The 24572-nt window shown below is 70.7% G+C and carries 22 protein-coding genes and 1 pseudogene; 8 read left to right on the forward strand and 15 right to left on the reverse strand.

Going from position 1 to position 24572, the window contains the following annotated elements:
• Positions 1-139: 139 nt before the first annotated feature.
• The 4 genes and pseudogenes from KI385_RS16785 to KI385_RS16800 all read right to left on the reverse strand — a co-directional run bounded on the left by KI385_RS16785 (position 140) and on the right by KI385_RS16800 (position 4715).
• Positions 140-1639: an alpha/beta fold hydrolase gene (locus KI385_RS16785; RefSeq protein ID WP_238573010.1), complete on the reverse strand. Its 1500-nt coding sequence runs from the start codon at positions 1637-1639 to the stop codon at positions 140-142.
• A gap of 309 nt (positions 1640-1948) precedes the next feature.
• A pseudogene (locus KI385_RS16790) lies at positions 1949-2173 on the reverse strand (ATP-binding cassette domain-containing protein); the annotation flags it as partial.
• Between the two features lie 303 nt (positions 2174-2476).
• Complete coding sequence (locus KI385_RS16795; RefSeq protein WP_238573011.1) at positions 2477-3004, reverse strand: response regulator transcription factor; 528 nt, start codon at positions 3002-3004, stop codon at positions 2477-2479.
• The gene (locus tag KI385_RS16800) at positions 2997-4715 is read right to left on the reverse strand and encodes a sensor histidine kinase (protein WP_238573012.1); all 1719 of its coding nucleotides are present in this window, start codon (positions 4713-4715) and stop codon (positions 2997-2999) included. Before KI385_RS16800 ends, KI385_RS16795 begins: the two co-directional genes overlap by 8 nt.
• A gap of 118 nt (positions 4716-4833) precedes the next feature.
• Here KI385_RS16800 and KI385_RS16805 point away from each other — a divergent pair, with 118 nt between their 5' ends.
• Positions 4834-5280 carry a hypothetical protein gene (locus KI385_RS16805; RefSeq protein WP_238573013.1) on the forward strand — a complete coding sequence of 149 codons (447 nt, stop codon included), beginning with the start codon at positions 4834-4836 and terminating at the stop codon, positions 5278-5280.
• Between the two features lie 172 nt (positions 5281-5452).
• Here the strand turns inward: KI385_RS16805 and KI385_RS16810 are convergent, their stop codons facing one another.
• On the reverse strand, positions 5453-6712 hold the full coding sequence (locus KI385_RS16810) for an FAD-dependent monooxygenase (protein ID WP_238573014.1): 1260 nt from the start codon (positions 6710-6712) through the stop codon (positions 5453-5455).
• Between the two features lie 96 nt (positions 6713-6808).
• Between KI385_RS16810 and KI385_RS16815 the strand changes: the two genes are divergently transcribed.
• Entirely contained in the window at positions 6809-7612 is an 804-nt protein-coding gene (locus KI385_RS16815) for a TetR/AcrR family transcriptional regulator (RefSeq protein ID WP_238573015.1), read from the forward strand.
• Positions 7613-7620: 8 nt separating this feature from the next.
• On the opposite strand, the gene KI385_RS16820 is transcribed toward KI385_RS16815, so the two are convergent.
• The 3 genes from KI385_RS16820 to KI385_RS16830 form a co-directional block, all read right to left on the reverse strand.
• Positions 7621-8685, reverse strand: coding sequence for an alpha/beta fold hydrolase (locus KI385_RS16820; RefSeq protein WP_238573016.1), 1065 nt, complete (start codon positions 8683-8685; stop codon positions 7621-7623).
• 340 nt (positions 8686-9025) lie between these two features.
• Positions 9026-10105, reverse strand: coding sequence for a rod shape-determining protein (mreB, locus tag KI385_RS16825; protein ID WP_238573017.1), 1080 nt, complete (start codon positions 10103-10105; stop codon positions 9026-9028).
• 108 nt (positions 10106-10213) lie between these two features.
• Positions 10214-12295, reverse strand: a complete 2082-nt coding sequence (locus KI385_RS16830; protein WP_238573018.1) for an FUSC family protein — start codon at positions 12293-12295, stop codon at positions 10214-10216.
• 269 nt (positions 12296-12564) lie between these two features.
• Between KI385_RS16830 and KI385_RS16835 the strand changes: the two genes are divergently transcribed.
• A complete protein-coding gene (locus tag KI385_RS16835; protein ID WP_238573019.1) occupies positions 12565-13584 on the forward strand; it encodes an alpha/beta hydrolase in 1020 nt (339 codons plus the stop codon).
• 41 nt (positions 13585-13625) lie between these two features.
• On the opposite strand, the gene KI385_RS16840 is transcribed toward KI385_RS16835, so the two are convergent.
• The 5 genes from KI385_RS16840 to KI385_RS16860 form a co-directional block, all read right to left on the reverse strand.
• Entirely contained in the window at positions 13626-14075 is a 450-nt protein-coding gene (locus KI385_RS16840; protein ID WP_238573020.1) for a hypothetical protein, read from the reverse strand.
• Between the two features lie 20 nt (positions 14076-14095).
• A complete protein-coding gene (locus tag KI385_RS16845; RefSeq protein WP_238573021.1) occupies positions 14096-14956 on the reverse strand; it encodes an ABC transporter permease in 861 nt (286 codons plus the stop codon).
• Positions 14953-17679 (reverse strand): alpha/beta fold hydrolase, encoded by a 2727-nt coding sequence (locus tag KI385_RS16850; protein WP_238573022.1) that lies wholly within the window; start codon positions 17677-17679, stop codon positions 14953-14955. Before KI385_RS16850 ends, KI385_RS16845 begins: the two co-directional genes overlap by 4 nt.
• 129 nt (positions 17680-17808) lie before the next feature.
• Positions 17809-18342, reverse strand: a complete 534-nt coding sequence (locus tag KI385_RS16855; RefSeq protein ID WP_238573023.1) for a GNAT family N-acetyltransferase — start codon at positions 18340-18342, stop codon at positions 17809-17811.
• 354 nt (positions 18343-18696) lie between these two features.
• On the reverse strand, positions 18697-20037 hold the full coding sequence (locus KI385_RS16860; RefSeq protein ID WP_238573024.1) for an NsdA family TPR-like regulatory protein: 1341 nt from the start codon (positions 20035-20037) through the stop codon (positions 18697-18699).
• A gap of 216 nt (positions 20038-20253) precedes the next feature.
• Here KI385_RS16860 and KI385_RS16865 point away from each other — a divergent pair, with 216 nt between their 5' ends.
• From KI385_RS16865 to KI385_RS43940, 5 genes are all read left to right on the forward strand, one after another.
• Positions 20254-20571 carry a hypothetical protein gene (locus tag KI385_RS16865; RefSeq protein ID WP_238573025.1) on the forward strand — a complete coding sequence of 106 codons (318 nt, stop codon included), beginning with the start codon at positions 20254-20256 and terminating at the stop codon, positions 20569-20571.
• Complete coding sequence (locus KI385_RS16870; protein WP_238573026.1) at positions 20571-20765, forward strand: hypothetical protein; 195 nt, start codon at positions 20571-20573, stop codon at positions 20763-20765. Before KI385_RS16865 ends, KI385_RS16870 begins: the two co-directional genes overlap by 1 nt.
• Complete coding sequence (locus KI385_RS16875; protein WP_238573027.1) at positions 20765-20968, forward strand: hypothetical protein; 204 nt, start codon at positions 20765-20767, stop codon at positions 20966-20968. The genes KI385_RS16870 and KI385_RS16875 overlap by 1 nt, the downstream gene beginning before the upstream one ends.
• A complete protein-coding gene (locus KI385_RS16880) occupies positions 20965-21249 on the forward strand; it encodes a hypothetical protein (protein ID WP_238573028.1) in 285 nt (94 codons plus the stop codon). Before KI385_RS16875 ends, KI385_RS16880 begins: the two co-directional genes overlap by 4 nt.
• 219 nt (positions 21250-21468) lie before the next feature.
• Complete coding sequence (locus KI385_RS43940; protein ID WP_281066870.1) at positions 21469-21603, forward strand: hypothetical protein; 135 nt, start codon at positions 21469-21471, stop codon at positions 21601-21603.
• A gap of 68 nt (positions 21604-21671) precedes the next feature.
• Here KI385_RS43940 and KI385_RS16885 read toward each other — a convergent pair whose 3' ends face one another.
• Positions 21672-22859 (reverse strand): hypothetical protein, encoded by a 1188-nt coding sequence (locus KI385_RS16885; protein WP_238578098.1) that lies wholly within the window; start codon positions 22857-22859, stop codon positions 21672-21674.
• A 186-nt stretch (positions 22860-23045) separates the two neighbouring features.
• A complete protein-coding gene (locus KI385_RS16890) occupies positions 23046-24539 on the reverse strand; it encodes a CoA-acylating methylmalonate-semialdehyde dehydrogenase (protein WP_238573029.1) in 1494 nt (497 codons plus the stop codon).
• Positions 24540-24572: the final 33 nt, after the last annotated feature.

Consider the following 24572-nt stretch of genomic DNA (forward strand, 5'->3'; position numbering starts at 1 on the left):
GAGAGCCGATGCCCCCGGACGGGGGTTCAGCGGCTGGACGTCGCGAGGGGCGGTCCGCCGACATCGCGCGGACCGCCCCTGCTCCGACCAACCGGACACACCGGTTACACCCGTTACACCGTCAAATTGACCCGCATCATCAATTCTGGGATGCGGGGCAGCCGGCGTCAGGCCGCGGCAATGAGCGGTGGATCAGGTAGTTGTTCACGGCGTTCATGGTGCATTTGGTGCCGATGGCGCCGTGACCCCAGCCGTCATACGTGAGTAGCCGGATCTTCTTCTGTGCTTGTTTCTGTACGTTGCGGGCCCAGGCGTATCCGGTTACGGGGTCATGGCGGGCGTTGGCCAGCAGAATGACCGGTGCGTGGGAACCGATGTGCACGGGACGCTGCGGATTGTTTGCGTGCTTCGGCCAGCCGATGCAGCTCAGAATCGCTTCGCGCATTTCGGGAGAGGTGCGCGCGTGCGGTGCGGCGGCCCTCTCGGCACGAACGAGGGCGTGGAGTTCCCGGTAGTCGTGAATGCGTGCCTGCCAGTCCTGGCAGAACACCGCGTCTCTGCCATGGGGTTCGGTTCCGGGGGCCTGACGGGTACGTGGTGCGTCCCCCTGCGGATGGGGCCTGCCGATGCGCAAGGTGGTCAACCACTTGGCGAGCTGAGGCCACTCCGGTGGGCCGGAGCTGAAGGCTTCGTAGGCTCGGCCGATGATGTCGTCGGCGGAAACCGGGGCGTTGGACTCGTAGAGTGCGCCGCGGTCAGCCGCTGCCAGCAGGCGGTCCCAGCGGAGCAGGACGTTCTGGCCATGAAGGGCGCACGTCGGCGTGGTCTCGCACCACCGCACGAATTCCTTCAGCGAATCTTCGACTGCGGCCGCCGCGGTGACGGCCAGGTCCTTGGTCTGCAGACTGTGGTCCATGTTGCTGTCGAGGACCATGCTCCGGATACGTCCGCCAAACTTCTCGGCGTACTGCTGGCCGATGAGTGTGCCGTAGGAATGGCCGAAGTAGTTGATCTTCTCCTCGCCGAGCGCGGCACGTAGCGCTTCCATGTCCCGGACGACACTGAGGGTGTCGGCGTGGTCGAAGAGCGGACCGCTATGCCTGCGGCAGTCCTGGCGAAGTTCACGGTTGTGAGAAACCAGTCGCTCGAATTCACGCTGATTGCGTGGCAGTTCGCCCGGGGCATTGTCGATCAGCCGTTTCGAGCACTTGATGGGGTGGCTCCTACCTATCCCGCGCGGGTCGAACCCGACAATGTCGAAGCGCTCCCTGAGCTCGGCGGGAAATTGGCTGCCCAGCGCCATGTCGACGCCGGAGCCTCCGGGCCCGCCGGGGTTGACCAGCAGGACTCCGATGCGTTTGGCCGGGTTGGTGGCCTTTCGTCTGGCTACCTCCAGCTTGAAGGTTTTGCCAGGAGCGGCCCAGTCAACGGGGACGGGCAGCGTGCCGCACTGGGCATTGCGGTGTCCCGCACAAGGCCGCCAGGTGATGGTCGACGGTGCTGCCGATCCCGCACTTGCCTGGCCCCGCTCCGGAAGCATGGGAAGCGCGAGGAGCGCGGCAGCGCAAGCCAGGACCGCCCCGGTACCCCAGCGTTTCCATGACCTTCTGCGCCGATGTGTGTTGCCGGTGATTGGCACGCGGATCTCCTTCTTCCTTTCCATTGGGCGTCGACCGCTTGTCGGCCGCGCGGGTACTCGAGGGCTGGTCGAGACGCCACCGCGTGGCGCGCTCACCCGCCCGTGGGCCGCTGATGTCCGGGGCCAGGGGGTCGGATGGGGTGACGGCGTACGGGAGTTGACGGCGGGCAGCACCGCCGCTCGGCTCAACTCAGCTGGTTCGAGGGCAACATGTTCAGCCGTGCCGCCCTGCGGGCCGGCCGGATCGCGGCCCGTACCCCGATCACCAGTGCCGCGCCGGCGTCAGGAAGGTCGCAGACCTTCCCACGGCAGGACCGTGAGCTGCCGGTCGTTCAGGCCGGACAGCTCGGTGTCACCGATCCGGGCCGAGCCCGCGGAGAGGGAGTCGGGCCCCGCCGTGCAGTGCGTCAGCATCGACTTGCCGGAGCCGGACGGCCCCGTGATCGCAGTGAACCGGCCGCGCCCGAACTCCGCGGCCACCGGGGCGAGGGCGACGACGCGGGTCCCGCCCTCGCCGTAGACCTTGGTCAGCTCCGCCGTAGAGCTTGGTCAGCTCCGTCGCGCAGGTGGCGGCGACGCCGAGCGGGCCTTGAGGCCGAGGGCAGGGGTGGCGGGCTGTGACATGCGTGCTCCTGGAAGGGGTGTGAAACTCCCGACCATCGTGGCCGCGGGGCACCCCCGAATCCGTCGCTCTCAGGTCGGGAATGCGCCGCCTGCCCAACGACAGACCCGCCGCGGCCGTGTCGTCCTCGCGGACCACAGCGCCTCTGCCGGAAGGGAGAGCAGCCCGAAGGGAGAGCCGCCCGAAGGGAGGGCAGGCGGCCCCGGGCCGGGTGCTCAGCCCATGAGCCCGGCCTGGTGCGCCAGCAGTGCCGCCTGGACCCGGCTGCCACACCTCGTCTTCTCCAGAATCGACCCGACGTGGGTCTTGACCGTTCCCACGCCGGTGCCGAGCCGCTTGGCGATCTCCGGGTTCGAGATCCCCTCCCCCAGCATGACCAGCACCTCCCGTTCCCGGCCGGTCGGCCCGGCCACCGTGCTTTCCGGGGCGGCGGCCCTGGCGCCGGCCCCGCCGCCGCTCAGCATGACCACCTGCGGCGCGGGATCGAGGGCGACCAGCGGTTCGACGGCCGCGAGCCCGTCGAGTACGGGCATACGGATGTCGAGGAGCACCACATCGGGCCGGTGCTCGGCGGTGAGCCGGACGGCCTCGGCACCGTTGACAGCCTCGGCCACCACCTCGATGCCGTCGGCGTGCCGGAGGATCAGCCGGACGCCGTGCCGGATCATCTCCTCGTCGTCGGCGAGCAGCACCCGGATCGCGGAACCCGCCCCGGAGTCGGCGGAGTTGGCCTGGTCAGTCATGCGCCCTTCTCCCACGGGGTGGTTCGGTCGCCTTTTCCGTCACCATCGGAACGGTGAAACGGTCGATCGCGATCAAAGTGTCGGACCGGAAGCAGTAACGGACGATCTCCAACCGCCCGCCCTTGGCCTCCCCGGCCCCCCACGGGTACATACAGTCCGTGGCGGAGCCCGGCCGCGGCGGCTCGCGCCCGGCGGCGGCCGCGCGCACCGTATCGTCGTCACCGGACACGGACCGCAGCACCTGCTCCCGCGACATCCCCACCCGGGGCTTCTCCGGGCTCCGGTACACAGGACCGTACGCGTCGACCACCAGCATCAGCCCGAACAGCATCATCATGCCCACCCCCGCCAGGCCGAGCAGCCCGGTGACGGCACCGGCCAGGCGCCGCTGGAGGGCCGAGAGCCCGCCGCCCGGCCCGCCGACGGTGGCCGGTCTGCTGTCGTACGGGTCCGCGTCCGCCGTCTCCGCACCGGGCCCGGGGTCGGCAGGAATGTCGGCCGCCACAGTAAAGCCGCCACCGGGCGTCCGGCCCGCCTCCAGGCCGCCGCCGAGCAGCGCCACCCGCTCCCGCAGCCCGATCAGCCCACGCCCGGTGCCGAGCCCGGTCGTGGCGGTCGGCGGCACGGGCGGCACGCCGTTGCGCACCCCTACCTCCACCCGCCCGTCGGCGTGGCGGACGGTCACGGCCACATGAGCCCCGGCCGCGTACCGATGAACGTTGGTGAGCGACTCACGCACCACACGGTGCACCGCCCGCCGCACCCGGGCCGGCCGAGCGTCGAGATCCGGCCCCTCCCAGGAGAACGCGACGGGAATGCCGCCGCCGCGCGACTCCTCGACCAGCGCCTCGATGTCCGCACGGGTGCCCGTCGCGTCGGTCAGCGCATCGGTGCCGGTGTCCCGCCCCAACGGACCGAGGACCCCCAGCACCTCCCGCAGCTCCTGCATCGCGTCACGACTGGCGCGACCCACCACAGCAGCCTCGTCCCGCAGCTCGGGCGCCTCCTTGAGCAACGCCATCTCCAGCCCACCCGCGTGCAGGGAGATCAGGCTGAGCCGGTGCCCGACCAGATCGTGCATCTCCGCGGCGATACGCGACCGCTCACGCATCCGCGACTCGCTGTCCGCGAGCCGCCGCGCCTCCTCGGCGGCGGCCGCGCGCTCCCGCAACGCCCGCAGCAGCCGGTCCTGCTGCCCCGCGGCGACGCCGACCAGCCCGGGCACGACGACCGTGGTGGCGGCAAGCACCGCACCCAGCGCCAGACCGAACGACCGGCTGCCCAGCCCCATTTGGGGCGCGCACGCCGCGCAGGTCACCATCGCCGTGGCGGCCGCCGCGAGCAGCAGGCCGACACGCCGCCGCCGCGTCTCCAGCTGCCGGCTCGCGGTGTAGGCGGCCACCGCGGTCAGCATCGCCACGGACGGCACCACCCCCATCAGCGCCGCCAGCCCGACCACACCGGCCACCGGGAACCGGCGCCGCACCAGCACCAGCCCGACGCCGTTGAGCCCCAGGACCACCACCGCCGCCCAGCCCACCTTCAGCCTGACGTCGATATCCGACTCACCCGTGTGGGTGAGCAGAACCAGCGCCCCGGCCAGGACCGCCTCAATCGCCGCCCGCCACAACTGCCGCCCCCGCTCCCCGGGCCCAGCGAAGGGGCTGCGGGGCGGGCGGTTCTCAATGGTTGGTGGTGCGCTGGACGACATAACGCCGATTATCAGGGGCTTCGTGCGGGGGTTCCCTGCGCCTTGCGAGCGATCCGCCTCTACCGAAAGGCAGAGGCACCACCGAGGGGATTTCGGTCGAGGCCGGCAGGATCCCCCCATGCAGACGGACACGCGGCTCAACCAGGACGATTGCTTCGTACCAGGGCGGGAGTTGTTCCGGTCCGACCGGAGGTTCAAGGTCTGGGTCCACCCGGTCAGCCACAGCCAGCTCCTGCTGCGCAGCGAGCTCGCCGAAAACGCTCCAAGAATCGACGTACTCTTCAAGCCGGTCGTGGCGGTACGGACAGGGATGTCCTACGACGGCCTCGTCATCCGGTGCGCCACAGCTGAGGAGCGCGCCCGCATCCTCGCGGAGACCGGCACGGTCGGCCGCAGCGACCGTGTCCATATCTTGGAGACCTCGGACGGCCGTGCGGACTACGTGGTCTCCGCTGCCGTGGGATGGGCCTACGACAACGAAGATGTTCGTGCACCGAGCCGTCTCGCCTCCTTCCCGTCGGTCAGCGACCCGGTCCGGATCCTGCCTTTGGCGGCCAAGTCATGACCGTCTTCCCGCAGGTTCTCGCCACCTGGTCCACCGAGTACGTGTCGGTTCGAGTCCGTTGGCAAGCGCCGGGGCCCTCCCCTCCCCTCCCCGCCCCCGCCCTTCGTGTCTTTGGGTTCTGTTTTGTTCGTGGTTCACCTCGGGTGTTGGTCAGTGGTTGTCGGGGTTTGGGCTAGGGGTGGGGTGGGGGCTGGCTGGTGAGTGGTGAGGGGTAGTTGGGCAAGGTGATGGCTGTGGAGATGTCTTCGCCCTGGGCCAGCATGGTGGTGAGGGTGGCCGGGTCGTTCAGGGCGGTGTTGCGGGCGTCTATGGCTTCCTGGGTGGTGGGGGCCAGGAATTCGCCGGTGCCGCGGCCGCCTTGTTGGCACTGGGTTACGTAGGGGCGGAGTTTTTGTTCGTAGCGGGCGAAGGCGATGTGGTGGTCGCCGTCGGCGAGGGCCAGTTCGCCGGCCAGGATGTAGGCGCCGATGATGGCTGAGCCGGTGCCCATGCCGCCGACCGTGGCGCCGTATGCGGCGTCGCCGAGGAGCACCGTGCGGCCCGTGGACCAGTTCGGGACGTCGGCCCGGCTGATGGAGTCGAAGTAGAGGTTGTCGGCGCCCCACAGGGTCTCGATCAGCTCTGGTGTGCGCCAGCCTGCCCCTTCGTAGGCCTGGGCTATTGCCTGCTTCTGGGACTGGAGGTCCCGGCGCTCGTAGGGCAGTTCATGTTCGGAGGCGAAGACGCAGAAGGCTTCGCCGGTGTAGCCCGTGTCGTTGGCGCGGCGGGGTGTGCGGCCGACGGTGGCCAGGCGGCCGGGTTCGGTGTAGCCGACCGGGCGGGCGGCGAGGTCGCCGGCGGTCTCGGGCAGGTCCCAGGCGGCTACGTAGTAGCCGAGGTGGCTGACGAAATCGCTCTCGGGGCCGAAGGCCAGCCGGCGCACGGTGGAGTGCAGGCCGTCCGCTCCGACGACGAGACCGAAGGTGCGTGGCGCGCTCCGTTCGAAGGTGACATGGACGCCTTCGGGGGTGGGGGTGAGGGAGGCGATGGAGTCGTTGAAGAGGTACTCGGGGGCGTGGCCGCCGCCGGTCGGGGCCAGGCTGTGTTCGTAGAGGATGCGGGAGAGGTCCGAGCGGAGTATTTCGACCTCGCCGGCGGCGAACTCGGGGGGTAGCGCCGCTAATTGGTCGCCCTCGCCGTTGATGAAGCTCAGTGCGGTGCCGGTGCCGGTGTTGTGGGTTTTGATGTCGTTCAGGACGCCCATGCGTTCCAGGACCGTCAGCTGCGCCGCACCGCGGAAGTCGACCGCGAAGCCGCCGCCGCGCAGGGCGGGGGCCACCTCGATCACGGTGGGCCGGCAGCCGTAGCGGCTGAGCCAGTAGGCCAGGGCGGGGCCGGCAACGCTGGCGCCGGAGATCAGGACTGTGCGGTGTGTTGTCGGTTGGCGTGTCATCGAACGCTCCCCTCGTCGATCCGTCATCACGGCAAGAGAAACTGTATCCGACGGACACTGCTTTGTGTACCCCGGACGCAGTTTTAGGATGCGGGGGTGGCTGGAGACGACGAGAAGAGCAGCGTGTTCGGGGATCAGGCGGGCAGCGTCGAGCTGCTGTGGGGCGGGCGTGAGCGGCCCAGTCGTGGCCCCAAGCCGGCGCTGAGCCTGGAGCGGATCACGCGTACGGCCATCGCCCTCGCCGATGCCGGCGGGCTGGGGGCGGTCTCCATGCAGCGGGTCGCGGGCGAACTGGACTTCACCAAGATGTCCTTGTACCGCTATGTGCCGGGCAAGAGCGAACTGGTCGCACTGATGATCGATATGGCGATGGGCGAGCCGCCGGCCGCGCCTTCGCCGGACGCCGCCGGACGGCCGGACGCCGCCGGACGGCCGGGCGACAGCGGGTGGTGGCGCGTCGCGTTGCGGGAGTGGGCGGAAGCGCTGGCGGCGATGTACCACCGGCATCCGTGGCTTCTGGGCGCGGCCGTTGGGCCCCGGGTCATGGGGCCCAACGAACTCGGCTGGACGGAACGCGCCGTCGCCGCCCTCGCGGACACCGGGCTGACCGGCGGCGAGCAGCTCGACGCCGTGGTCGTGGTGAACGGCCATATCCGGGCCATCGCCCAGGTGTCGGCCTCGATGGGGCTGGACAGCGCGCGGGCGAAGGAACCCGAGCAGGTCATGAGCGCGGCGCTGAACGAGCTGCTCGTCGGTCGCACCGATCGCTTTCCGGCGGTCAGCGCGGCCGTCGCGTCCACCGGGGCCGACGACACCTCACACGACCAGGCATGGGAGTTCGGCCTGGAGCGCATCCTGGACGGGCTGGAGGCCTATATCTCGCGTGGGCGAAGAGGCTAGCGGTTCCTTCAGGCGCGGGGGGCGGGCAAGGAGCGCAGCCAGTCGAGGAGGAGGCGGTTGACCTCGTCGGGGCGTTCCTGTTGGACCCAGTGGCCGCAGCCTTCGAGGATGTGGGAGGAGGAGAGGCCGGGGAGGGTGGTGGGGAACGCCTTGATGGCGTCGGCCATCCAGGTGGTGGGGGCGTCGTGTTCCCCGCCGATGAAGAGCGCGGGCTGGGTGAGCGGTGCCCCGGCCCAGGCGGCGAGGTCTTCCCAGTCGCGGTCGACGTTGCGGTAGCGGTTGAGCCCGCCGGTCAGGCCGGTCCGCTCGAACTCGTCCGCGTAGAAGTCGAGATCGGCCTCGGTGAGCCAGGAGGACAGGGTGGTGGTGTCGGCGGGGAAGCGGTCGGAGAGTTTGCCGCCCGGGGCCACGGAGAAGAGGTTGACGTGGCCCTGGCCGGACGGTGACTTCGCGTCGCCCGAGAGTCCGGCGTAGAAGCCCGCGAGCCAACTACGGACATCGGGTTCGATCTCCGCCTCCGCCCGGCCCGGCTCCTGGAAGTAGTTGATGTAGAACTCCTCGGTACCGCCGAGCCGCGCGAAGGCTTCGGTGGGCCGGATCCCGCCCCGGGGCGCGTAGGGAACACTCAGCAGCGCGACGGCCGTGAAGAGGTCGGGCCTGAGCAGTGCCGTATGGGCGGCGATGGGTGAGCCCCAGTCGTGGCCCACGATGATCGCGGTCTCTTCGCCGAGGGCGCGCAGCACGGCGACGTTGTCGGCGACATGCGCCAGCATCCGGTACGCCGACACCTCGCGAGGCTTGGAGGAGCGCCCGTAGCCGCGTACGTCGATGGCGACCGCCCGATAGCCGGCGGCGGCGAGCGCGGGGAGTTGGTGGCGCCAGGAGTACCACGACTCGGGGAAGCCGTGAACCATGAGGACGAGGGGGCCGGTGCCCTGCTCCACCAGGTGGATTCGGCCGCCCGGGGCCTCCACGGAGCGGTGGACGACGTCCGGCGGCGGGGTGGAGGGGCCGGACGGGGAGTCGGACGGGGAGTCGGACGGTGTGGGCGTCGGCTTGGCGGACTGCGACATGCATCCTCCCTGGGGAGTTCGGCGCTCTTGGGGCTCGCGGCGCTGGTGGCAGTGGTGACGGTGGCAGTGGTGACGGTGGCCTTCAGCCATGGCGGATGGGCGACCACGACTACCGACCCTCGATCGCCGATGGCCGATCGCCGATGGCCGATGACTCCGGCACGGGGCAACGGATCGTCAGGGACCGTAGCCATCAGAGCCATCGTGGCCGCTCCGCCACGATGATGGGGCGTCATCACGGCGAGCGCGAGAATTCTTGCCGGAGTGGCAAAACGCCGGAGTGGCAAAACGGCCGAGGCCGGCAGCCCGCCTGCCTATAACAGCCACCAACACTCCCCACCTACAACCGCACCGTCCTCCTCGGCTGTTCCTTGGCCCCCGTCAGCAGCCCGTGCAGCGTGGCGAATTCGTCCACGCACTTGGCGGTGCCGTTGACCACGCAGTCCAGGGGCTGGTCGGCGACCATGACGGGGACGCCCATCTCCTGGCGCAGTCGCTGGTCCAGGCCGCGGAGGAGAGCGCCGCCGCCGGTGAGGGCGATGCCGCGTTCGATGATGTCGCCGGAGAGCTCCGGGGGGCATTCGTCGAGGGTGCGGTGGACGGCGCGGACGATCGCCTCGACCGGTTCGGCCAGTGCGTCGCGGATCTCCTCCTCGGTGATCTCCTGGATCCGGGGCAGGCCGCTGACGTGGTCGCGGCCGCGGACGGTGTAGGAGGTGTGGCGTTCCGGTTCGCCTTCCTCATCGACGTCTACCGGGGTCCAGGCGGCCGAGCCGATGGCGATTTTGATGTCCTCGGCGGTGCGCTCGCCGATGGCGAGTGAGTGCTTCTTCTTGATGTAGGTGGCGATGGCGGCGTCCAGCGCGTCGCCGGCGACCCGTAGGGACTGGGAGGTGACCAGGCCGCCCATGGAGACGACGGCGACCTCGGTGGTGCCGCCGCCGATGTCCACCACCATGCAGCCGACCGGCTCGTCCACCGGAAGGCCGGCGCCGATCGCGGCGGCCATCGGCTCTTCTATGAGGTGCACTTCGCGGGCCCCGGCGCCCCGGGCCGAGTCGATGACGGCGCGCCGTTCGACGCCCGTGATGCCGGAGGGGACGCAGATGACCACCCGCGGCCTGGAGAAGCGGCGGCTGGGCAGGGCCTTCTTCATCAGGGCGCGCAGCATCCGCTCGGCGGCGTCGAAGTCGGCGATGACGCCTTCCTTGAGGGGGCGCATCGCGGTGATGCCGGACGGCGTGCGGCCGATGGTCCGTTTGGCCTCCGCACCTACGGCGATAACCTCGCCGGAGGCGTTGACCGCGACGACGGACGGCTCGTTCAGCACCACGCCCTTGCCGCGGGCGTACACCAGGGTGTTGGCCGTGCCGAGGTCGATGCCTATGTCGTATGTACCGGACGAAGTGCTGGACGCCATGGGGAGTTCGTGTGCTCTCTCGCGACGGGGTGGGGACATTCCTCGGGCATTGCGTGGCAGACAACCCCATTGGATGCCAATGAGGATCATTGCGGGCAATTGATAAGACTACCGGGGCTGCGCAATGGTTCCCGTGGGCAGCGCCTCGGCCAGGTCGTCGAGGGCGTCGAGCAGCAGCTCCGCGACGCGCAGTGCGACGCCCTCGCTCTCGGCCTCGGTGTCCCACTGCTCCCATACGGCGCGCAGCGCGCTCCAGTTCAGTGGCTCCCCCTCCCGGACGGCCCGCACGGCGCGCTCCAGGGAGGGGCGCAGTTCGGCGGTGAACGCGGCGGCGCCGGCCGAGGGTTCGGCGTCCTTGTCGGGGAGATGGGCCTCCAGGATCATGGTGACCCGGCCCATCGTGGCCAGCGCGGCGCTGGCCGCCTTGGCCGAGGTGAGCGACAGTCCGCGGTGGCGTACGGGTTCCTTCTCGGCCCGGGCCTCGCTCTCCTCCCAGGCGAGGCGGGCGGCGCGGGCGTCCAGCAGGGCCTCGCGGACCTGCCGTGGGCGGCGTTCGGCGGGGTGGGCGCAGGCCTCGAACACGGCCAGTGCGTAGCGCCCGTTGGCGGCCAGCCATGCGGCGAGGCGGTCGCGCAGCTTGGGGGTCTCCCAGGCGGGGAACAGCGCGTACGACAGCATCGCGAGCAGTCCGCCGACGAGGGTGAGCACGATGCGTTCCTGGACGGTCTGTTCCCAGCCCTCGCCGGCGATGCCGAGCAGGAAGACGACATAGGCGGCCACGCATGCCGAGGTCACCGAGAAGCCGGTGCGCATCAGCAGGTACATGAGCCATACGCAGACGACGGCGAGGCCGGCGCTGACGTACACGCCGGGGTGGGCGAGCGCCATCACCAGGCCCCCGACGGTGACGCCGACGAGGGTGCCGGTGAAGCGGGCGACGCCGCGGGAGTAGGTCTGGGCGAAGTCGGGGCGCATGACCATGACGGAGGCGAGCGGTGCCCAGTAGCCGTGGCCGAACGGGAGCGCGGTGCCCAGCAGAAAGCCGGCGGCGGAGACCGCGCAGACGCGGAGGGCGTGCCGGAAGATGTGCGAGGACCAGCGTGCCTCGCGGTGCAGGGCGCGCAGCGCGGCCGGCACCAGTCGGGGGATGCTGGGGCGCAGCAGATGGCCGCGTTCGGCCTCGGTGGTGGGGCGGGTGGCCTGGACCGGCTCGTCGGTGAGTTCGACGGCGTCGGCGAGCAGGGAGATCAGGCGGTACGCGGCGCGGCGGGCCGCGCCCTGGAGCATCGGGCCGGTTGCGGGGACTTCGAGGGTGGCCATCGCTTCGGGGGGCAGCCGGACCGGTTTGGCGTGCCGCACGGCGTGCGCGACGGCGTCCAGGACGGTGGCCGCGGCGCCGAGCAGGTCGCGGGCGCGGTCGCGTTCGGGCCCTTCCAGGGGGGCGCCGATGACCGGGTCGGCGAGTGAGGCGAGGAGCGGCCGGACGCGTTCGGCGAGGCCGCGGGGGCCGTGCAGTTGGGCGGGGCGGCGCTTGGCCTGACGTGGGGTCACGGCGGAGGCCAGCCGGGCGTCCATCAGGGGCGAGGGGTCGAACGGGGCGACGGGGTCGTGCCGCAGCCGCCGGGCGTAGTCCGCCTCGGCGGCCAGCGCGTCGGCGAGCGCATCGCGCTGGATGCCCCAGGGGCGGACCGGGAAGACGACGATGAGGGTGGCCTGGACGAGGCCGCCGAAGAAGATCAGGGCGGCGTGTTCCAGTGCGCCGAGGACGGATGTCGGCAGGGTGACGGTGACCAGCATGATCGCCACGGCCTGGGTGCCGACCAGTCCGGAGACCGGGCCGATCGCCCAGGCCATCCCGGCGAGGAAGGTCCAGCCGGCGAGCAACAGGACGAAGGCGACGACATGGGCGGCGGCCAGGTAGCCGAGGAAGGTGGAGACCGCCAGCGCGCCGGCGACGGCGAGCGCCAGTACGGGGCGCGGCCGCATGCTGCGCTGGAAGGTGACGATGCCGGCGGCGAAGGCGCCGAAGGCGGAGGAGACCGCGAGGATCGGGTCTCCGCGCCACAGGCACAGGCCGATGACGATCGCGACGCCGGCCGAGCCACGGACGGCGATCAGCGGGGTGAGCTTGGTCCGCTCGATGGTCAGCCCGGAGCGGGCGGCTTCCTTGAGCGCACGCGACCAGGTCATAGCGAGAGGATAAGGGCCGAAAGCGGGGGTTCCGGAGTGGTCGGGGCGGGCCTTGTCCGGCGTCTCCTGCGCCCCTCCCACCGGGAAAATCCCGGTAAACCGCCCTTCCGGCGCGCGTAAAACATCCCAGGTCACCAAGGGGATGCACCGATTCCGGGTGGGCGGTGCGAGCAAGCCGACACCCCGGAAGGGAAACCACGGCCCGCCCGGGCTCCCTCTTGCTGGTCAGCCGGGACAGCTCCCGGCGTGTTCGGCAAGGAGAAGGCCCCGTGCGCAAAGCACTGTTCCATCCGGTGATCGCGCTGATCGCCCTGACCGTTCTCGTCGGTACGGCCGGCTGTGGCACCAGCGCCTCCCAGGCTTCCCCCGTACGGTTCGGCGGCCCCAAGACGGGCGCCGCGCTGCATGCCACGCCACCGGGGAAGCGGTCGCTGGTGCAGTGGCCCACGCATCCGATCAGCTTCGAGGAGGTGAGCCGGGTCGGCGGGGCCGGGGAGAACACTCCGATAGCGGTGACCACCTTCCACGGTCCGAAGTCGGGCTTCACCGGGAAGGTGTGGGTGTGGGCGCCGCCGGAGTACTACGAGAAGCGGAACGCGAACAAGGGCTTCCCGGTGATGGAGGCGCTGCCCGGCGCATACGGCTACCCCGTGAACTACTGGATCGGCTCCGACCTCAAGCTGGAGGAGAACCTCGCCCAGTGGTCCAAGAACGGCACCAGCCTGCCGTTCATCGTCGTCATGCCGGTGCTCAACCCCAATGACAAGCAGTACTACGACGGCAGCGACATACCGGGCCAGCCCAAGATCGGCACCTGGCTCAGCCAGGACGTGCCCGATCTCGTACGGCAGAACTTCCGCACCCTCAAGACCCGTGACGCCTGGGCGATCATGGGCTCCTCGTCGGGCGGGTTCGCGGCGCTGAAGAACGTGCTCCAGCACCCGGACACGTTCAAGGTGGCGATCCCCAACGGGCCGGACATCGTGCCCGACTCACCGCTGTGGAACGGCCACGCCAGGGAGGAGCGGGGGAACAACCCGGAGGTGCTCGCCCGCCGGCTGATGGCGCGCGGCGGTCCGGAGGTCTACCTCGCCTTCCAGGACGGCTCCCGGGAGTACACGGTGCTGCCGAAGGTGCGGAAGTTCATCGCGCAGTACGGGCACGGTCCGGTGCGGACGCGGCTGCAGATCGTGCCGGGCGGCACGCACAGCGCCGCGACCTATGTGCAGGGCCTGGGCGAGGGCACGATGCGGTGGGTCAGTGCGCACATGCAGGGGCCGACCGCCTGACACGGCCGGCCGGCCCCCGGACGTACGGCGACGGCCGCGGCTCATGGCGCGCAGTCGACGTCCTGCAGTTCGATCGGGTGGGAATCCAGGCCCACGTAGGCGGTGAAGGAGTGGCGGGCATTGCCGTCCCAGAAGGTGGTGACCGTCGCCCGGCCGACGCCCGCGGACTGGGCGGTGGTCACCTTGCCGATGGTGATCTCCCGCGGGGTGTTCTGGGCGCACAGCAGCAGGTCGTAGCCCTCGGTGTGGGCGGCCCGGTCCTTGAGGTGGTCGGAGACCCGGTGCTCACGGGCCCAGCTGCTGGGGCCGTGGTGACCGTAGAAGGCGGTCAGGAAGCGGTGGATCTCGGCGGCGGTGTGCCGGCCGTTGGGGTCGGAGCGGACGGTGTCCGCGGCCGGCGCGGTCCGCGGGTGGGCGGCGGCCGGGCCGGAGGCGGCGAGGGTCAGGGTCAGGGTCAGGGTCAGCAGGACGGATGTTCGCCCGCCGGCCACCGGCAGCGGCGCGTGCGCCGTCAGGACACCACGTCCTTGCGCGCGAACCCGCGGAACGCCAGCGCGCAGAGCACCAGCGCATACGACACCGAGACCGCGGAGCCCTGGATCATCCCGGACCACTCCATCCGGGGCTGCAGGGCGTCCGCCCAGGAGTACTGCCAGTGGGCGGGCAGCACGTCGCGCCAGTCGCCGAGGGCGGTGACCTGGTCGAGGACATTGCCGACGATGGTCAGACCGACGGCGCCGCCGACCGCGCCCAGCGGTGCGTCGGTCACCGTCGACAGCCAGAAGGCGAGCGCCGCGGTGACCAGTTGGCTGACGAAGATGTAGCCGACCACGACAGCCAGCCGCGGCACCGCCTCACCCGCGGACAGCGCGCCGCCGGTGGGCAGTTGCAGCGGTCCCCAGCCGTACGCGGCGATGCCCACGCCCAGTGCGACCAGCGGCAGCAGCAGCATCGCGGCGGCGCTGAACAGCAGCCCGACGGTCAGCTTGCTCAGCAGCAGCCGGGCCCGTGGGACCGGCGCGGCGAGCAGATAGCGCAACGAGGACCAGCTCGCTTCCGAGGCGACCGTGTCGCCGCAGAACAGCGCCACCGGGACCACCAGCAGGAAGCCCGCGGAGACGAACAGCACGGTGGCGGCGAAGTTGCCGCCGGAGGCGGTGGCGCTGTCCATCAGGGTGATCCGGCCGTTGTTGCGGCTGCTCGGGTCACCGCCGATCGCGAACGCCGCCACCAGCACGAACGGCAGCAGCGCCAGGATGGCGGCGATCACCAGCGTGCGGCGGCGCAGCAGCTGGCGCCGGGCCTCGACGCGCAGCGGCAGGGTGCGGCGGGCACGGTAGCCCGGCGCCCGCGCCACGGGGGTCGCGGTCATCGGTCACCTCCGATCAGGGTGAGGAAGGCATCCTCAAGGCGGCGGTGCGGGCCGATACGGTCCACGGGGATCTCCAGCCTGAGGAGCTCGGCGAGCAGTTGCGGGGCGCCGGCCGGGTCGGCGAGGCGGACCAGCAGACCCTCGTCGGCGCGTACGGCGGAGGCGACGCCGGGCAGCGCATCGACCTTCTCCACCAGGGCGTCGGAGAGCGGCTCCGTACCGGCGACGCCGACCAGCAGGGTGTCACCGGAACCGGTGATCTCGGCGACCGGCCCGGCCTGCACGAGCTGTCCGCGGTCCATGACGACCAGATGGGTACAGCTCTGTTCGACCTCGGACAGCAGATGGCTGGAGACGATGACGGTGCGTCCGGCGGCGGCGTAACGGATCATCACATCGCGCATCTCACGGATCTGCGGCGGGTCCAGCCCGTTGGTCGGTTCGTCGAGGATCAGCAGATCCGGCAGGCCGAGCATGGCCTGGGCGATGGCCAGGCGCTGCCGCATGCCCTGGGAATAGGTGCGCACGGCGCGTTGCAGGGCGTCGCCGAGGCCGGCGATCGCCAGCGCCTCGTCGAGATGCGCATCGGCGGCGGGCCGCCCGGTGGCCTGCCAGTACAGATCGAGGTTGGCCCGGCCGGACAGATGCGGCAGGAAGCCGGCGCCCTCCACGAACGCGCCGACCCGCGACAGCACCGGGGCGCCCGGACGGATCGCCTGCCCGAAGATCCTGATCTCGCCCTCGTCGGGCGTGATCAGGCCCATCAGCATCCGCAGCGTGGTGGTCTTGCCGGCGCCGTTGGGCCCCAGCAGGCCCAGCACCTGGCCCTTCTCGACGCGGAAGGACAGGTCCCGTACGGCGTACCTGTCGGCGGACTTGGCGTAGCGCTTGCTCAATTCGCTGATCTGCAGCGGGACTTCGGCGAGCGCCGGGTCGGGGGCGGGCGCCGCGGTCCTGCGGCGGGCGGTGAGCAGCAGCAGCGCGGCGATCACCGCGGCCGCGGCGGGCAGCGCCCAGGTCCAGGCGGGCAGCGGGGCGGCCGCGCTGCGCACCTGGGGTGCGGTGGGCACACTGATGCCGCCGTCCTTGAGGGAGACGGTGTAGGTGGCGGGCTCGGCCGGTGAGGCATAGCCGAGGTCGGTGGCGGACAGCACCAGCCGCAGCCGGTGGCCGGCCGCGAAATCATGGTCGACGGCGGGCAGTTGGAGCCGCACGGTCCTGCCGTCGCGGGCGTCCTCGACGCGGTACGGCGTGACGAGCTGGGCGGGCAGCACCTGGCGGCGGCCGTCCGGGGCGACGTCGTAGAGCTTGGCGAAGAACACCGCGTCCCCGGAGTCGGCGCGCACCCGCACGGTGGCGGTGGGGCTGCCGGTGAGGTGGACGGGGTCGGGCAGCGGCGCCGATTCGAAGCGGGCGTACTGGCCGGGGAAGTCCAGGGACAGACCGCCCGCGCCGAGGGCGGAGAGGTTGCCGAGCGCGCCGACGCCGGGCACCGCGGAGATGGCGGGCGGTCCGGCGCCGGCCGGGTTGCCGAAGGTCTGGGTGCGGCCGGCCAACCGGATCCGCCGTGGATCGTGGTCCAGGCCGGCATAGCGGTCCGCGCTCGCGCCGCGCAGCCGCACCGCGCCGTCGGTGGAGTCCACTCCCCCGGTGCGGCTGATCCGGAACGCGGGCCCGGTGTCGGCGCCCTTGTCGCCCTTCAGATACCGGTCGAACCAGGCCTTCGTACGGGCCTGGAGGCGGGCGGTCTCGCGGTCCCCGCCGTCGTGGCCGCCGGCGATCCAGTCGACGTCGACCGGTGCGCCGTTCTTGCGGATCGCCTGCTGCATGGCGTCGGCCTGGTCGAGGGTGAACAGCGAATCGGTCTGGCCCTGCATGATCAGGGTCGGCACCTTGATGCGGTCGCCGACGGCGGACGGGCTGCGGGCCTCCAGCAGGCGGCGGGCCGCGGCGTCCGGCTTGCCGGCGACGGCGACCCGCTCGTACATCCGGCACAGCGCGGGCTCGAACTTCCCGCAGCCGCCGGACGTGACGGGCGCGGCGCCCGGAGCGCCGGTGGGAGCGCCGGCCGAGCCGGTGGTGAAGAAGATCCCCGCCCACAGCTTCTTGAACACACCGTGGGGGAAGAGTGCGTCGGCGAGGTTCCAGTACGTGATCTGCGGGGCGATGGCGTCGACGCGCGGGTCGTGACCGGCCGCCAGCAGGGAGATCGCGCCGCCGTACGAGGCGCCGGCGACGCCGACCCGGGGGTCGCCGGCCTTGTCGAGCTGCACCTCGGGCCGCTTGGCCAGCCAGTCGATCAGCCGGCTGACGTCGGCGACCTCGCCGTCCGGGTCGTTCAGTCCGATCTTCCCGGTGGACCTCCCGAAGCCGCGCGCCGACCAGGTGAGGACGGCGTAGCCGTCCCGGGCCAGTTGCTGGGCCTGGGCCCGCAGATCGGCCTTGCTGCCGCCGAAGCCGTGGCCGAGCAGCACCGCGGGGCGGCGGGCGCCGGAGCCGCCCCCGGTTGCCCCTCCCCCGGCGGTGAAGAAGGAGGTGTCGATCCGTACCGCCTTCTTGCCGCCCGGCGTCTCGGGCATGGTCAGCAGCCGGTCCTCGCGGTGCACGGCGGGTGTGGTGTCCGAGGAGGCGGCCGCCCAGGTGCCGCCTCCCATGAGGACGGCCAGCGCGCCCACCGTGGCATACAGGCGCCGTCCGCGCAGTCTGAGACCTCGGAGATCCATACCGTGAATCCTAGGTACGGGCCGGAGCGGGCGGCCGGTACCCCGGGCTGAACCCGGCGGTCTCCCCCGGGAGTAGGGTTCGCCGGCCTCGTACCACGAACGCGGTACGAGACCGGCCGGGCCGGGGCCCTACCGCTCGGGCGCCGTCACACGGAACCGCGCCAGCTTGTCATCGCTGCTCCAGCGCTCCAGTCCGGCCTTTTCCAGCACGCGGCAGGAGGCCGGGTTCGACAGCTCGACGTCCGCGCAGACCGTGTGCACGCCCGGCGCGGTGAACGCGAACGCCACCAGGGCGCGGGCCGCCTCGGGCGCATAGCCGCGTCCCCGCCGGGACGGCACGATGCCGTACCCGAACTCGACCGAGCCCTCGTCCGGCGGCCAGAACAGTCCGATGGCGCCGACCACCAGGCCGCTCGCCCGCTCGATGATCTGCCGCTGGCCGTACGGGCCGCGCGCTTGCGGGTGTTCGGCGGTGAAGCCGGCGATGACGCGGTCGCCGTCGGCGGGGAAGTCGGCCGCCCAGTGCGGCTGCCGGGTCCCGGTGACGACGGCGGTGGTCTCGGCGTCGGACCATGGCCGCAGTACGAGGCGGTCGGTGAGCAGATCCGTACCGCGGGAAGAGAGGGAGGAGGAGAAGGAAGGCGAAGAAGAGGGAGAGGACACTCGTCACTCCTGGTCGTTTTCGGCGACCGGGCCGTGCGGAGCGCTCGGAGCTCAGGCTTGCGGCTCCGGCTTCCGCTCAGACGGCCCGGACAAGGGCATGCTGATGACGCGTCCGGCGGACCATATTCATCAACCTCCCTTGTCGCAGCAGTGATTGCGCTCGGGGCGCACCGCCGCACCATAGCGATCGGCGGGCGCCCGGGCACATTGTTTTTCTGCGGTGTGTCAAGCATCCTCAGCCGCAGCAACCCGCGCGTTGCCGGATGCGGACGGCGCGGCATCGTGCCAACACAGCAACGGCTCCTCGAATTCGCCATCACGGGGCCGCGTGCCGGGCGGGCAGTCCGTGCTTGATCAGGTGAGGAGCCGTGGCGGAACGACGCTACGCGCCCGCTCGTACAGTGCCCGCGCGGTGGTGTTCTTCAGGTGCGGACGAAGTCGGCTGAACATGGTCCTGATCCGGTCGTCGGCGCGGCCGGACTGCACCATGGGATAGTCGTCCAGGGCCTGATGCCAGGTAGCGCAGGCGGCTTCCAAGTGGCCGACTTCCAGTTGCCGTTCCGCGAGCGTAGCCCTGTGCCGTACGCGAGCGCGGCGGTAGACGCTGAAGCGGACTTTGTCTGACTGCTGCATCGCCTCGACGGCTCCGTGAGTGTCACCCAGTTCGTAACGCACTTGACTGATATGGTAATTGAGTGCTGCCGGGTCATAGGAGCCGAATGCCTTCCCCCTAGATTCGGCCTTTTCCATGGCAACCTCCGCTTCCTGAAGGTACATCAGCGCATTACTCCGCTCGCCAATTTGCGCAGCAGCGTGCGCCTGCTGCCCAGCGAGGAATGCCCGCATTCGTGGACCTGCTTGCGGGGACGCGGCTGCGGCTGCGTCAGCCAACCGCACGGCCTTCATTCCATGCCCCAGGTCGACCGCCTGAACACTCATTCCGCGCAGCGTCGTGCAGTACGTCAAATGGTCTTCGGAAGCTCCGGCGAGCTCCAAAGCCTTCAGGTAGTACCGCTGAGCCAAGCCATGCAAGCCCTCGTCCACTGCCATATAGCCGGTGAGATAGCACAAGTCAGAAGCGGCCGACATCATTGCTTTTCGGACATCATCCTTAGCGTCAGCTCGAAGATACGGGGCCACGCTATTCACGAGGAAAGATGCCGCCATCGGGCGCGCATGACGCCCCCCGAACTGGTCGTCCAAATCCGAGATTCGCTCGGTCATGGCAATGACCATGTCGACCTCAGGCATTCCTATGCGCTGTGTCGCCCCGGTCTGAGTGGATTCCATCCGGCCCACCACGTCCGGCCAATTAGGCACAGCGAGCACGACGGAGAAGAGGCTGGCACCTATAACGCTTCGGCGTGAAGGGTCCATGTCGTGCCGGCCAAGGTCGATGAGCCCGTCAACCGTACCCGGGCCGGCGTTTGGCTCACCGGCGGGCGGCGGGAAGCCCGCCTCTGCGTGCGTGATCGGACGCGTGAGCCGCCGCGACAGGGCTTCAACGACCAACGGGCGCACCGCCAGCTTCGGGATATGCCCCCTGAGCCATTGGTGAACGGACGGTTCCCGGTACTTCAGCGGAGTTCCGCGCTCGGTACCGATGCGGTTGATCTCCCAAGCGAACTGACGCAGCGTCCAGCCCGTCTCGCGAAACAGCCGCTCTAGGCCCCGATTTGGCTCCGGCGTGCTCACTCGCCTTCAACTCCCTCGGCAGGTAGCGCACTTAAAGCTCTTAAGTCCTGCTGCTGGTGCAACGGTACCGCTGCCTGTAGCGGAGCGGTTGCCTAAAGCGAGAGCGCATCAGCCGACCGGGCGTAAGTGCCGGGACCTGGCGCGAGAGATGAAGGACCCCCGCGACCGTGGCTGCGGCCCGGGGGCATGGCCACCAACCCCCTGGAGGTTGACGACATGCGCAAACATAGCGCGTGGATCTTCGAACTTCTGTTGCGCTGGTTACTGCCCACGCGAGGGCGTCACCGGTCCACCGGCGCACTGCCCGCAGCGAGCCATGAGGACGCCCCGACGCTCGTACTTCCCCGCGTGCTGGTGCAGCAGCCGGGGCTGCTGCGGGGTGAGGATGTTGCCCTGATCCGCCCGTACGTCCTCACGTCCGAGGAGCGGCAGGAGCGGCGGTTGCAGCGCGGTCGGCGGCGCGCGCTGGTCCTCGCGACGTACGGCATCGATGCCGGACCGCGCTGGATTCACGGTGTGGAGGTGACGGCCTGATGGCCCGCAATTGCCGCACCGTCCACCCGAAGGACCCCTTTCCGGTACCGGAGCCCGAGCCCGTTGCCGGGTGCGACGTGTGCCAGGCCCTGGCCGGGCAGCGCGCGGGGGCGCGCGCCGTCGGGGACAAGTCCAAGGTGATCGACTGCAACGTAGAGATCCGGCGCCACCCCCACACGAAGGCGGTGCGCTGATGACGACCGAGGCGCGCACCGCCGGCCAGGCAGCAGCGGACACCCACAGAGATCTTCAACTCGCCCTGGCTGACGCGAAGATGATGTTCCCGGAGCTGACGTTCAGCGACACCGCCGAGGGAGACATCCGGATCAACCTCGGCCGCGTCGGCATCCGCACAGCCGCGAGGCCGGCCCGCACTCTGAAAGCGGCACGGCCATGAGCGCGGGCGCGTGGACACGGCTGCGCGACCGGGCCGAGGAAGCGTGGGACCGGCACGTCAGGTACCGGGAGCTGTACCGGCAGCTTGACCACATGCGTGCGGACCTCAAGGCCCGTACCGCGTGGATGGATGAGCTGACCGAGGAGGACCTCGCGGAGATGCTGCGCGGTCTCACCGCGTGCATCGACGCAGTGCAGGCGGCGGTCAGCGACGTTCCGGACCGGTCGGAGGGCACGTCCATGACCGACCCGACGGCGGGCGGTGCGCCGCCCGTGACATAGACCAGGGCGGGGCCGCCGTGGCCTGTCTCCGGTCGCCCCGCCCGAATGATGCGCGACCGCCTCGACGGAAAGCCGACGACCGGCTGACCCACAGATTCCGTCCCCGTCCCGGAGGCCCATGCAGGGCCCGGCAAGGGGACGGGCCAGCCCCGCCCGGCACCACAAGCGGACAGCCAGCTGCCGGAACGGGGAGTACCAACAGATCGAAAGAGAGAAAGCATGTCCAAGGGCCGACCCAAGAACGTTCGGCACGAAATCGAGGCTGACCGCAAGGACAACGCGAACACCGCCAAGAAGCAGGCGAACAAAGCGGACCTTGTGCAGAAGATGAAGGACAAGATCAAGGGTCAATAAGCCCCACACGAGGGCCGCCCCACGCGGGCGGCCCTCATGAGCGGGCCACGTGTGAGGCATATGGGCCGTCAGTACTGCGGCGGCCCGAATCCGCCCTGCGGGGGCGGCGGGGTGCCGGGCGGCATCGGCGGGGCACCGGCCGGCGGCATCGGCGGGCCGCTGACCGGGGGCACCGGGCCGACCGGCGGCTGCCAGGCGGGCGGGGCCTGGGGGCCGGGCGGCGGGACGAAGCCAGGGGTGGCGAACTGCGGGGCCTGGGGGCCGGGCGGCGGGACGAAGCCGGGGGCGGCGAACTGCGGGGCCTGGGCCGGCGGATACCAGGCGGGGGCGACCGGTTCGCCGCGGGCCATCAGGGCGAGCAGGGCCAGCGAGCCGAGCAGGTCGACCAGGAGCTGGATGTTGCTGAGCAGGCTCAGGCCCGGCATGGCGTCGTTGAGCTTGAAGAGCGTCCCGTGGCCGGCCATCGCGATGAACGTCAGCAGGGCGCCGGGCAGCAGGACGATCGCCAGGCCGATGGCCAGACCGCGGGCCGCGGCGCCGCGGATCAGGCTGTTGAGTGCGGCCGGCGCGGTGAGCAGGAGGAAGACCAGCGCGTACCAGCCGGGGGCCAGGCCCAGCAGGGACAGCAGGGCGCCGTGGCCGAGGTAGTAGATGTCGAGGGAGCCGGTGCCGGCCTGCACCAGGATGTAGCCGTGATAGGCCAGGTAGCACAGCGCCATCGCGGCGAGCACCAGGCCGCCGATCACACCGGGCGCCTTGCCGGGCCGCTTCGGCGGGTCGCTGGGGGCCGGGCGCGGCCAGGAGCGCATTCCGGCGAGCAGCACGATGCCGGCGACGAGGGTGAGCGGGAACAGCGCCAGGCTGCTGAGGAAGACACCGTCGAAGGTCGAGGTCGCGCTCTCGGCGTTCCGGAACCAGCGGTCGTCGCTGGTGTGGTTGCCGACGCTCACCAGGGCCTGGAGGGCGGTGGCGAAGGTGACGGTGGTGGCTACGGCCAGCAGGCCGCCGGCCACCCGCCGCCCGGCGAAGGCGGCGATCACCGCGGCCAACTGCAGGAAGGCGAGGCCGAGTTGGAGGGGGTCGGTGACCTGGTTGGTGCCGGGGACGCGGTCGCCGGTCCAGGAGGCCCACAGGCCGTCGGCGCCGAACTCACCGAGGTCGACGGCCAGCCAGTAGGCCGTGAAGAGAAAGAACAGCAGGCAGAATGCCCCGCCGGTGATGCGGGCGCCCTTGGCGAGCGCCATGGATTGCGGCATTACGTCCCCCGGTGATGTCGGTGCTCTGCGAGGGAGCACGGTAGCAACGAGCAGGGCCGTGGTCTCACCCCGGACCTGGGGTTTGTCGTACCGGTCCGACATGTACCGGTCGGCGGCCCGGACATGCCGGACCCCCTGCCGGCGGGGGTCCGGCAGGGGGTCCGGCGGTCCGGTCAGGGACGTCCGTCAGTGGTTGCTGGGGAAGCCCAGGTTGATGCCGCCGTCGGACGGGTCGGGCCAGCGGGTGGTGACGACCTTGCCGCGGGTGTAGAAGTGCACGCCGTCGTTGCCGTAGATGTGGTGGTCACCGAAGAGCGAGTCCTTCCAGCCGCCGAAGGAGTGGTAGCCCACCGGCACCGGGATCGGCACGTTCACGCCGACCATGCCGGCCTCGACCTCCAGCTGGAAGCGGCGGGCCGCGCCGCCGTCCCGGGTGAAGATCGCGGTGCCGTTGCCCCACGGCGAGTTGTTCATCAGCGCGATGGCCTCGTCGTAGGTCTCGACGCGGACCACGGACAGCACCGGGCCGAAGATCTCGTCGCGGTAGGCGTCCATCTCGGGCGTGACGTTGTCGAGGAGGGAGACACCGAGCCAGTGGCCGTCCTCGTAGCCCTCGACGGTGTAGCCGGTGCCGTCGATGACGACATCGGCGCCCTGGGCCGCGGCGCCGGTGACGTACGAGGCGACCTTGTCGCGGTGGACCTTGGTGATCAGCGGGCCCATCTCGGAGGCCGGGTCGTCGCCGGGGCCGATCCGCAGCTTGTCGGCGCGCTCCTTGATCTTGCCGATCAGCGGGTCGGCGGTCTCACCGACGGCCACGACGACGGAGATGGCCATGCAGCGCTCGCCGGCCGAGCCGTAGGCGGCGTTGATCGCGGAGTCCGCGGCCAGGTCGAGGTCGGCGTCCGGGAGGACCAGCATGTGGTTCTTGGCGCCGCCCAGCGCCTGGACACGCTTGCCGTTGGCGGTGCCGGTGGTGTGGATGTAGCGGGCGATGGGGGTGGAGCCGACGAAGGAGACCGCGGCGATGCCGGGGTGCTCCAGGATGGCGTCGACGGCCACCTTGTCGCCGTTGACGATGTTCAGTACGCCGTCGGGCAGGCCCGCCTCGGCGGCCAGCTCGGCGAGCTTGAAGGCGGCGCTGGGTACCTTCTCACTCGGCTTGAGGACGAAGGTGTTGCCGCAGGCGATGGCGAGCGGGAACATCCACAGCGGCACCATCGCGGGGAAGTTGAACGGCGTGATGCCGGCGACCACGCCGAGCGACTGGCGGATCGAGGAGACGTCGACGCGGGTGGAGACCTGGGTGGACAGCTCGCCCTTGAGCTTCTCGGGGATACCGCAGGCCAGCTCGATGATCTCCAGACCGCGGGCGACCTCGCCGAGCGCGTCGGAGTGCACCTTGCCGTGCTCGGCGGTGATCAGAGCGGCGATCTCGTCGCGGTGCGCGTCGACCAGCTCGCGGTACTTGAACAGCACCGAGGTGCGCTTGGCCAGGGAGCTGGTGCCCCAGGTCTTGAAGGCTTCCTTGGCGGCGGTGACGGCGGCGTCGACCTCGTCCACGGAGGCGAAGGCGACCTGCTTCTCCTGGGCGCCGGTGGCCGGGTTGTAGACCGGGCCGAAGTTGCCGGAGACGCCCTCGACGGGCTTGCCGCCGATCCAGTGGCTGATGGTCTTCATGCGAGGGCCTTTCTGGGGTGACGACTTCGATCA

Source organism: Streptomyces inhibens (genome assembly GCF_022221585.1).
In the GTDB taxonomy this organism is placed as follows: domain Bacteria; phylum Actinomycetota; class Actinomycetes; order Streptomycetales; family Streptomycetaceae; genus Streptomyces; species Streptomyces inhibens.

Excerpts from the sequence above, each read along its gene's own strand:
- KI385_RS16875 (WP_238573027.1), top strand. The coding sequence starts at position 20,765 with ATGACGACCGAGGCGCGCACCGCCGGCCAGGCAGCAGCGGACACCCAC.
- KI385_RS43940 (WP_281066870.1), top strand. The coding sequence starts at position 21,469 with ATGTCCAAGGGCCGACCCAAGAACGTTCGGCACGAAATCGAGGCTGAC.
- mreB (WP_238573017.1), bottom strand. The coding sequence starts at position 10,105 with ATGGCGTCCAGCACTTCGTCCGGTACATACGACATAGGCATCGACCTC.
- KI385_RS16865 (WP_238573025.1), top strand. The coding sequence starts at position 20,254 with ATGCGCAAACATAGCGCGTGGATCTTCGAACTTCTGTTGCGCTGGTTA.
- KI385_RS16805 (WP_238573013.1), top strand. The coding sequence starts at position 4,834 with ATGCAGACGGACACGCGGCTCAACCAGGACGATTGCTTCGTACCAGGG.
- KI385_RS16850 (WP_238573022.1), bottom strand. The coding sequence starts at position 17,679 with ATGGATCTCCGAGGTCTCAGACTGCGCGGACGGCGCCTGTATGCCACG.
- KI385_RS16795 (WP_238573011.1), bottom strand. The coding sequence starts at position 3,004 with ATGACTGACCAGGCCAACTCCGCCGACTCCGGGGCGGGTTCCGCGATC.
- KI385_RS16830 (WP_238573018.1), bottom strand. The coding sequence starts at position 12,295 with ATGACCTGGTCGCGTGCGCTCAAGGAAGCCGCCCGCTCCGGGCTGACC.
- KI385_RS16845 (WP_238573021.1), bottom strand. The coding sequence starts at position 14,956 with ATGACCGCGACCCCCGTGGCGCGGGCGCCGGGCTACCGTGCCCGCCGC.
- KI385_RS16800 (WP_238573012.1), bottom strand. The coding sequence starts at position 4,715 with ATGTCGTCCAGCGCACCACCAACCATTGAGAACCGCCCGCCCCGCAGC.
- KI385_RS16870 (WP_238573026.1), top strand. The coding sequence starts at position 20,571 with ATGGCCCGCAATTGCCGCACCGTCCACCCGAAGGACCCCTTTCCGGTA.
- KI385_RS16890 (WP_238573029.1), bottom strand. The coding sequence starts at position 24,539 with ATGAAGACCATCAGCCACTGGATCGGCGGCAAGCCCGTCGAGGGCGTC.
- KI385_RS16885 (WP_238578098.1), bottom strand. The coding sequence starts at position 22,859 with ATGCCGCAATCCATGGCGCTCGCCAAGGGCGCCCGCATCACCGGCGGG.
- KI385_RS16880 (WP_238573028.1), top strand. The coding sequence starts at position 20,965 with ATGAGCGCGGGCGCGTGGACACGGCTGCGCGACCGGGCCGAGGAAGCG.
- KI385_RS16810 (WP_238573014.1), bottom strand. The coding sequence starts at position 6,712 with ATGACACGCCAACCGACAACACACCGCACAGTCCTGATCTCCGGCGCC.
- KI385_RS16820 (WP_238573016.1), bottom strand. The coding sequence starts at position 8,685 with ATGTCGCAGTCCGCCAAGCCGACGCCCACACCGTCCGACTCCCCGTCC.